The 7,247-nt window shown below is 34.9% G+C and carries 9 protein-coding genes; 7 read left to right on the forward strand and 2 right to left on the reverse strand.

Going from position 1 to position 7,247, the window contains the following annotated elements; all coding sequences use genetic code 11:
• Nucleotides 1-180: 180 nt before the first annotated feature.
• Nucleotides 181-1,443 carry an SH3 domain-containing protein gene (locus HNR52_RS11765; protein ID WP_435620674.1) on the forward strand — a complete coding sequence of 421 codons (1,263 nt, stop codon included), beginning with the start codon at nucleotides 181-183 and terminating at the stop codon, nucleotides 1,441-1,443.
• On the opposite strand, the gene HNR52_RS11770 is transcribed toward HNR52_RS11765, so the two are convergent.
• On the reverse strand, nucleotides 1,444-2,178 hold the full coding sequence (locus HNR52_RS11770; RefSeq protein ID WP_435620675.1) for a TIGR03915 family putative DNA repair protein: 735 nt from the start codon (nucleotides 2,176-2,178) through the stop codon (nucleotides 1,444-1,446).
• A gap of 20 nt (nucleotides 2,179-2,198) precedes the next feature.
• The gene (locus HNR52_RS11775) at nucleotides 2,199-3,473 is read right to left on the reverse strand and encodes a putative DNA modification/repair radical SAM protein (protein ID WP_435620676.1); all 1,275 of its coding nucleotides are present in this window, start codon (nucleotides 3,471-3,473) and stop codon (nucleotides 2,199-2,201) included.
• 143 nt (nucleotides 3,474-3,616) lie between these two features.
• On the opposite strand from HNR52_RS11775, the gene HNR52_RS11780 reads away from it, so the two are divergent.
• The 6 genes from HNR52_RS11780 (at nucleotide 3,617) to HNR52_RS11805 (ending at nucleotide 6,956) form a co-directional block, all read left to right on the forward strand.
• Nucleotides 3,617-3,793, forward strand: a complete 177-nt coding sequence (locus HNR52_RS11780) for an aspartyl-phosphate phosphatase Spo0E family protein (protein ID WP_013788619.1) — start codon at nucleotides 3,617-3,619, stop codon at nucleotides 3,791-3,793.
• A 67-nt stretch (nucleotides 3,794-3,860) separates the two neighbouring features.
• Nucleotides 3,861-4,187, forward strand: coding sequence for a flagellar protein FlaG (locus HNR52_RS11785; RefSeq protein ID WP_435620677.1), 327 nt, complete (start codon nucleotides 3,861-3,863; stop codon nucleotides 4,185-4,187).
• A 12-nt stretch (nucleotides 4,188-4,199) separates the two neighbouring features.
• Complete coding sequence (gene fliD / locus HNR52_RS11790; protein WP_435620678.1) at nucleotides 4,200-5,726, forward strand: flagellar filament capping protein FliD; 1,527 nt, start codon at nucleotides 4,200-4,202, stop codon at nucleotides 5,724-5,726.
• A gap of 36 nt (nucleotides 5,727-5,762) precedes the next feature.
• On the forward strand, nucleotides 5,763-6,149 hold the full coding sequence (gene fliS, locus HNR52_RS11795) for a flagellar export chaperone FliS (RefSeq protein WP_013788616.1): 387 nt from the start codon (nucleotides 5,763-5,765) through the stop codon (nucleotides 6,147-6,149).
• Nucleotides 6,150-6,155: 6 nt separating this feature from the next.
• Nucleotides 6,156-6,623 carry a flagellar export chaperone FlgN gene (flgN, locus tag HNR52_RS11800; RefSeq protein WP_435620679.1) on the forward strand — a complete coding sequence of 156 codons (468 nt, stop codon included), beginning with the start codon at nucleotides 6,156-6,158 and terminating at the stop codon, nucleotides 6,621-6,623.
• A gap of 138 nt (nucleotides 6,624-6,761) precedes the next feature.
• Nucleotides 6,762-6,956 (forward strand): zinc-ribbon domain-containing protein, encoded by a 195-nt coding sequence (locus tag HNR52_RS11805; RefSeq protein WP_013788614.1) that lies wholly within the window; start codon nucleotides 6,762-6,764, stop codon nucleotides 6,954-6,956.
• The last annotated feature ends 291 nt before the right edge of the window (nucleotides 6,957-7,247 follow it).

Consider the following 7,247-nt stretch of genomic DNA (forward strand, 5'->3'; position numbering starts at 1 on the left):
ATATTACCATTAATTCCCTTTAAAGTCTATTTTTAAAGCTGTAGGGGAAGTCTGCGCTTTTTTAGCTACTTATATAATAAGTTTTCATAGTAAAAAAGTTTGTAACATAGCCTTTCATTCTTATGAAACCAAAAATAAACTGTGGAGGTGTTCCATATTATACCGGGTACAAAGTTAGAGATGCTTGATGCTGAATACTGGATAGAAAATATACCCGATGTGGATCGCATCATAATGACGCAAAATGATATTGTGAAGTTCAATCAAGAGATTGTGGGAAAATGCGATAGCGTTTATGATTTAAGAAGCTATAGGGATAGTCTTACTTACGATGAATTGTTGTCTTTTATAAAGGAATATAAAATACCGGAAAAAGAGATGTATTTTAGAAATGGCGAAGTAGTAAAAAATGATTTTTATGATTATATTATTGATAATTCAAATTTATATAGGATAGATGAAGACAATCCTATAAAATACGGTATCACCATAAGAAAGACATCTCTTAGAAGTTTTCCTGCGGAAATAGCAGTATACGGCAGAAAAGGCGATATTGAGTTTGATAGATTTCAAGAGACATCGTGTCATGCGATAGAGCCTGTTATTGTACTTCACGAAAGTAAAGATAAAAAGTGGTATTTTGTACAGATGTACAACTACAGAGGCTGGGCTAAAGCTACTGATATAGCAATTGCAAAAAATAAGGAGGAAGTATTTGACTATCTCGACACAGATGATTTCATAGTTGTTACAGGAAATCGCGTAAGGACGCAGTCAAACCCATACGATGATGACGTATCTGAAATTCAGTTTGACATGGGGACGAGAGTACCATTGGAAAAGGATATGCCTGATACTATAGGTAATCAATCTACTTATGGCAATTATGTTGTCAAACTGCCTTCAATGGACGATGAAGGCAACCTGATTTTTAAATATGGCCTTATATCGATAAAAGAAGATGTTCATTGGGGCTATGTACCATACACCAGGGCAAATATATTAAATCAGGCGTTTAAACTTATTGGCGATAGATATGGATGGGGAGATAGCTTTGGTGGCAGGGATTGCTCTAGCTTTATCATGTACATCTACAAGACATTTGGGTTTAGACTACCCAGAAATGCTGATGAGCAAGAAAGGTGTCCAGGAATAGTCTATAAATTTTCTGATGGATTATCATTAGATGAGAGAATAAAGGTTTTTGATAAGATTAAGCCTGGCGCAGCTTTATATATGCCGGGTCATGTCATGATGTACGTTGGAATGGATGGTGGAGTACCATACATCATACATGACTTTGCTGGATATGCAGAGAGAAACGGTGACAAGTATGACTTTATACCAGTTAATGAAGTCATGGTCACATCATCACTTCTACTTACATCAAATGGCATACCATTTATAGAGAGATTTTCTTCTGCCATTCAGTTTGAGATGTAGCTATTGTTTTTCTGTAAGCATATCCCAGTATTTTTTAGGCATGTGTTGTCTTTGAAGCCTTAGGTTTTTTCTTTCTTCTATAGAGATGCTTTTATGATACATTTTCCATAGGATTTCGTAGCCTTCGGTTTCTTTCATATTGGATATATTTTCAAGAGGTATGTCGGTGATTATCCATGCTTTTTTATCATATACTGCCGATAAGTTCCTTTTTTGGTCGTGTATTATGAAATACTGATCTTGAAACCTTTCAGCAAAGTGGGGCATTATGACAGGCAGTACGTTGTAGTCTGGATGTATCTTGGCAATAAACAACCCTTTTTTGACTTCTTTAAATCTAATTAATTCGATCATTTTGTACGCTTCATGTTTTACTCTTTGGCTTAATTTTGTCACTTCATGGACTATGTCATTTTGAATGAAGTAGTCTATTTTTTTGCCTATCTTAAAGCCTAACCTGATATATTTATATATCAGCATGTATGACGACTCCAACTCTGACAGATAAACATAGTAAATATTTCCAAGTGCTTCTTTTGATATTTTTGTTTCAATGGCATTTTGTACTTTATTGGATTTATCTATATCTGTTGATACGAATACATCATGTCCAAGAAAGTTTATTTGATGATTGACTTCAGAAAAAATATCATTGGGATGTTGATGACGGTAATATGATTCGTATACAACAGTCATGAGGCCATCAAATGTTCCATCGAATATGTAGTTTACCATATATCTACTCTCCTAACTAGTCATACTATTATAGGTAGGTTACTTAAAGAATTATCAATTTCGAATATGCTGAGTTGTCCGTCTAAAATGCGATTCTTATTGGTAGTTAGTTTGTTTTTTATTTTGTCTTTTTCTATTTCGCATTCACCGTAGTACTTTCCATTGCATGTTATAAAATACTTTGCCCTTTTTAATACGACTCCCAGCTTTTTAAGTGAATCATAGTTTAGAGAAGATGCTTTTCTTGCTGAGACTATCCGCTTGGCTGTTCTGACACCGATTCCCGGTACTCTGAGAAGCATATTGTAGTCTGCAGTGTTAACTTCAACAGGAAATAGGTTTAGATTTTTCATTGCCCAGTTGATTTTCGGGTCCAATGATACATCAAAATTTGGCTCTTCTTCAGTCAGCAATTCATCAGCCTTGAAATTGTAGTACCTTAAAAGCCAATCAGCTTGATACAAGCGGTGCTCCCTCAAAAGAGGTGGCGATGTTACTTTAGAAATATTGCTGTCATCAAAAACGGGAATGTAAGCAGAGTAATACACTCTTTTAAGGTCATAATATTTATACAGATTTTCTGACAGCTTTAATATAGTCCTATCACTTTCTGGTGTTGCACCTATGATAAGCTGTGTCGTTTGTCCTGCGGGCACAAATTTATCTGTGTGGCGCATCAGCTTTTTTGACTCACTTTTTTCCATCAATTGATTGTGTATGAAGTTCATTGGCTTTATTATTGATTCTTTTGTCTTTTGAGGCGCCAATAGTTTTAAAGATCTCTCCGATGGAAGCTCGATATTTACGCTCATGCGATCTGCGTAAAGACCAGCTATTCTAATGAGATTTACGTCTGCACCGGGAATAGCCTTTAAGTGTATGTATCCATTAAAATTGTATTCCTCTCGCAGTTTTTTGACAGTTTTAATGAGAAGCTCCATCGTGTAGTCAGGGTTTTTGTATACAGCCGAACTTAAAAACAATCCTTCTATATAATTTCTGCGGTAAAAATTTATCGTAATGTCTGCCAGCTCATCTGGTGTGAATAATGCTCTCTCTACGTCATTTGAGCATCTATTTACACAATATGAGCAGTCGTATATGCAGATATTTGTAAAAAGTATTTTAAGAAGGGATATGCATCTGCCATCTTCAGACCAACTGTGACATATTCCATAAAATGATGCGTTCCCTATTCCGCCATTTTTGTTTTCTCTATCGCTTCCGCTGGATGAACATGATACATCGTATTTTGCTGCATCTGCTAATATCCTTATCTTTTCAAGAAGATCCATATTAAAACACCTCAATGATATTATAACACAAACATACGTTCAGATAAAAGTGCTTATATCATCTTGAAAAAAATTTAATAAAAATTTCTTAAAGCCGATATATAAAAATGAAGTAAGTTACAATAGCTTATATGGAGGAGAAAATGGCAAAGATCATAAAGGAACATTACTATAAAAATGATTCAGTGGAGGAGAAGATAAAGCTATTGAAGAAAGAGCTTAATAAAAACATAGTCGACATGGCAAAAGCCCTTGAGATAAGTCAAGAATTAGATAAGCTTATTGTAGAATACATGTCTTGCCAAAAAAGCGTCAAATGAATTCACTAATTTTTTCAAATATTTTGCCGATATAGAAAATAACATGTGAGTTTTGGGAGGTATATATATGATTCAAAATATATCATCAGGAGGAGGAAGTGGAAAGTTAAATAGCTTATTGACTGACAAGATTGATGACGTTAAAGAGATTTTCAAAAATCCTGTCGATGAGAAAACTGTAAAAGACGAAATAAACGACGTCAACAATAAAATCAAAAAAGATGATGGTACATATTTTGAATTTTCTGTACACAAGCCTACAAATACAATAGTGGTGAAAATTGTAGACAGCAGGACAAACGAGGTTATCGACGAGATCCCGCCAGAAAAAATATTGGATTTGGTGGCGGGATTGTGGAAAATAGCAGGGCTTTTTATCGATAGAAAAATTTAGGAGGAGTGTAGTATGGATCCTATTACAATGCAAAACTCTACTACCAGCAACTTGCTTAGAATAAGCGGACTTGCATCAGGAATTAATACTGATCAAATCGTGAGTCAGCTTATGCAGGCTGCGAGCCAGCCCCTTTATCAATTGGAGCAGCAAAAGCAGTGGCTTCAGTGGCAGCAAGAGGACCTTCAGGACATAAATACAAAGCTTTTGACACTAAGGGACAATACACTGTTTAGCATGAAGCTGCAGGGGACATATCTTGCAAAGACTGTATCGTCGAACACATCAATTGCGACGGCTACAGCAGGTGTAAATGCTGTAAATGGGACATATCAATTAACTGTAAATCAACTGGCGACAGGAGCAACTTCTGCTAGCACTGCTGCCATTGGTGCTTACACGAAAAATTCTGATGGTAGTGTGACTTATAAGCCTTTAATAAGCTCGGATGTCACAATTCGATTAAATAACAATAGTATTACATTCAAAGCAGGATCAACTATAAACGATATTGTTTCAACAATTAACAGTGTATCAAGTACAACCCACGTTAATGCAACTTATGATACAACTACAGATAGACTATTCTTAATAACAAATTTAACAGGTTCAAATGCGGAAATTGACTTTACCGGGACAACAGATCAAAATGCACTTAATTTTTTAAGTAATACTTTAATGCTAAATACATCTACGGTTACAGGTACAGATGCTTCATTTTCGTTTAATGGAGTTAATATGACTACTTCAACAAACAATGTATCTGTTGCAGGCATCAACATAAATCTTACCGGCCAAGGTTATACAACCCTCTCTGTTCAAACAGATACAGATACGATCTACAATAGTATTAAAAGCTTTGTGGATGCGTATAACGATGTGATCACAACTATAAATTCAAAGTTGACAGAGCAAAGGTATTATGATTATCAACCATTGACAGATGATCAAAAGAAGCAGATGACGCAAGACGACATTACCGCGTGGCAACAGAAAGCCAGAAGCGGTGATTTAAGCGGAAATGACAACCTTACATCTATATATTACAGCATGAGGACAGCCATTTCTGGCACTGTAGCTACTGATGGTACACAGATGACATTGAGTTCTATAGGGATAACTACAGGTCAATGGTATGAAGGCGGTAAGCTCTACATAGATGATACGAAACTTAAAAATGCGATACAAAATAATCCGCAGGAGGTTATGGATCTTTTTACGAAAATAACGGAATCTACTACGGATGTAAATGCTATACCTGGCTCAAGCTCAAGTGATGGAATAGCTGCAAGGCTTTACTACATAGTCAATAATGGTATAAACTCTATAACACAAGAAGCTGGTGGGGGGCAGTATCAGCTATATGATAATAGCTTTTTGGGTCAGCAGATAAATGACATAAATCAGAGGATGTCAGACATGCAAGACCAGCTAAATACATTAGAGCAACAATATTATGATCAGTTTACGCAATTAGAGACGTACATGTCGCAGATGAATTCTCAAAGCCAATGGTTAAGTCAGCAGCTTAATGGATAGAGATTCTTTGCATTACAAAGGAAGGGGAATTGATAAATGATCGATCCGTATATGGAGTACAAGCGAAATTCTGTCATGACAGCAAGCCCGGAAGAATTGGTCTTGATGCTCTACAATGGAATTATTCGCTTTGCAAATGAAGCGAAACAAGCGATAGATGATAAAAACATCGAAAAAGCTCATAACAGCATAACAAGAGCGCAGGACATAGTATTAGAGCTTATGGCGACTCTTGACATGCAGTATGATATATCGAAAAATCTTTACAGCATTTATGATTTTATTTCAAGAAGGCTGATAGATGCCAATTTAAAAAAAGATAAAAAGCCGTTAGACGAAGTGATATCTTTGATAACAGAGCTTAGAGATACATGGGGAGAAGCTATGGGAAAAGTTCGAGCAAAAGTATATTCTAAAGGTTGATATAGTATGGTAAGCGATATAAAAAAATTGATAGAGTTAGCTGAAAAAAAATTAAATCATCTAAATGAAATGCTTCAATTAAACAATCAGTTAAACATAGCTATAAATTCACAAAAGCTTGATGACATAAAGAACATATTGGAGAAAAAACAAGACATCATAGCAAGCATTGATGAAATAGACAGTGAATTTTTGCCTATGTACAATCTGTACAAAAAGGTAAATAGGATTGACAGCATTTTTAATACGCCCAGTAATAGTGCAGATAAAAGCGTGTTAAAGGGAATACTGATAGATATAAAAGGTACATTAGAAAAAATAAAAGAAGTCGAAGATAAAAATTTAGAGGATATAAACTGTGCTTTTAAAAATCTGGAAGAAAAAATAAGCGACATATCAAAAGGTAAAAAAGGATATATAGAGTATCTTAAGTATTATACACCTGGCAGCTATTTTGTTGATAAGAAGCGCTAAATGTTTATGCAGTAATAATTATGCAATTTTTAAAATTTTAAAATTTATTGATAAAACTCTTGACTGGTGGTATAATATTACTGTATAGTCTAATTGGCTATACAGTAAATAAATGTCAAAGTGAGGGGATTATTTATTATGTATCAAGACAAGACATTGGTCTGCAAAGACTGTGGGGCAGAATTCGTGTGGACTGCCGGCGAACAAGAATTTTATGCTCAGAAAGGATTTCAAAATGCGCCAGTAAGGTGCAAAGCATGCAGAGATGCTAAAAAGCAGAGAAACAATCAGTTTAACTCCAGGAGAGGAAGAGTTGCTGGAGCAAATAAGTAATCCCCTTCACTTTTGCAAGAAGTAAAGAGGATTATTGAGGGTATTCCGAAAGGGATGCCCTTTAATCATTTTATCCACTTTTCCATAAAAAATTTTTGATGAGTTAACAGAGATTTCGCATTTAAAAATTTATAGAGTGATAAACACGTTGATTTATATAATTTAACTAAGAGCAGCTAGAAATATGTGATTTTCTGTTTTTTACTGGAAATTGAAAGAAAAAAATTTGCAAAATAAAAGCATCCTTTCTATAATATGTTTTGCGAAAACCTAAATAGAAAGGATGCTGAT

It is taken from the genome of Thermoanaerobacterium thermosulfurigenes, assembly GCF_051201035.1.
GTDB classification, from domain to species: Bacteria; Bacillota; Thermoanaerobacteria; order Thermoanaerobacterales; family Thermoanaerobacteraceae; genus Thermoanaerobacterium; species Thermoanaerobacterium thermosulfurigenes.

What these genes read in the sequence shown, in the direction of transcription:
- HNR52_RS11765 (WP_435620674.1), top strand. Translation starts at nt 181, where the DNA reads ATGCTTGATGCTGAATACTGGATAGAAAATATACCCGATGTGGATCGC.
- HNR52_RS11770 (WP_435620675.1), bottom strand. Translation starts at nt 2,178, where the DNA reads ATGGTAAACTACATATTCGATGGAACATTTGATGGCCTCATGACTGTT.
- HNR52_RS11775 (WP_435620676.1), bottom strand. Translation starts at nt 3,473, where the DNA reads ATGGATCTTCTTGAAAAGATAAGGATATTAGCAGATGCAGCAAAATAC.
- HNR52_RS11780 (WP_013788619.1), top strand. Translation starts at nt 3,617, where the DNA reads ATGGCAAAGATCATAAAGGAACATTACTATAAAAATGATTCAGTGGAG.
- HNR52_RS11785 (WP_435620677.1), top strand. Translation starts at nt 3,861, where the DNA reads ATGATTCAAAATATATCATCAGGAGGAGGAAGTGGAAAGTTAAATAGC.
- fliD (WP_435620678.1), top strand. Translation starts at nt 4,200, where the DNA reads ATGGATCCTATTACAATGCAAAACTCTACTACCAGCAACTTGCTTAGA.
- fliS (WP_013788616.1), top strand. Translation starts at nt 5,763, where the DNA reads ATGATCGATCCGTATATGGAGTACAAGCGAAATTCTGTCATGACAGCA.
- flgN (WP_435620679.1), top strand. Translation starts at nt 6,156, where the DNA reads ATGGTAAGCGATATAAAAAAATTGATAGAGTTAGCTGAAAAAAAATTA.
- HNR52_RS11805 (WP_013788614.1), top strand. Translation starts at nt 6,762, where the DNA reads ATGTATCAAGACAAGACATTGGTCTGCAAAGACTGTGGGGCAGAATTC.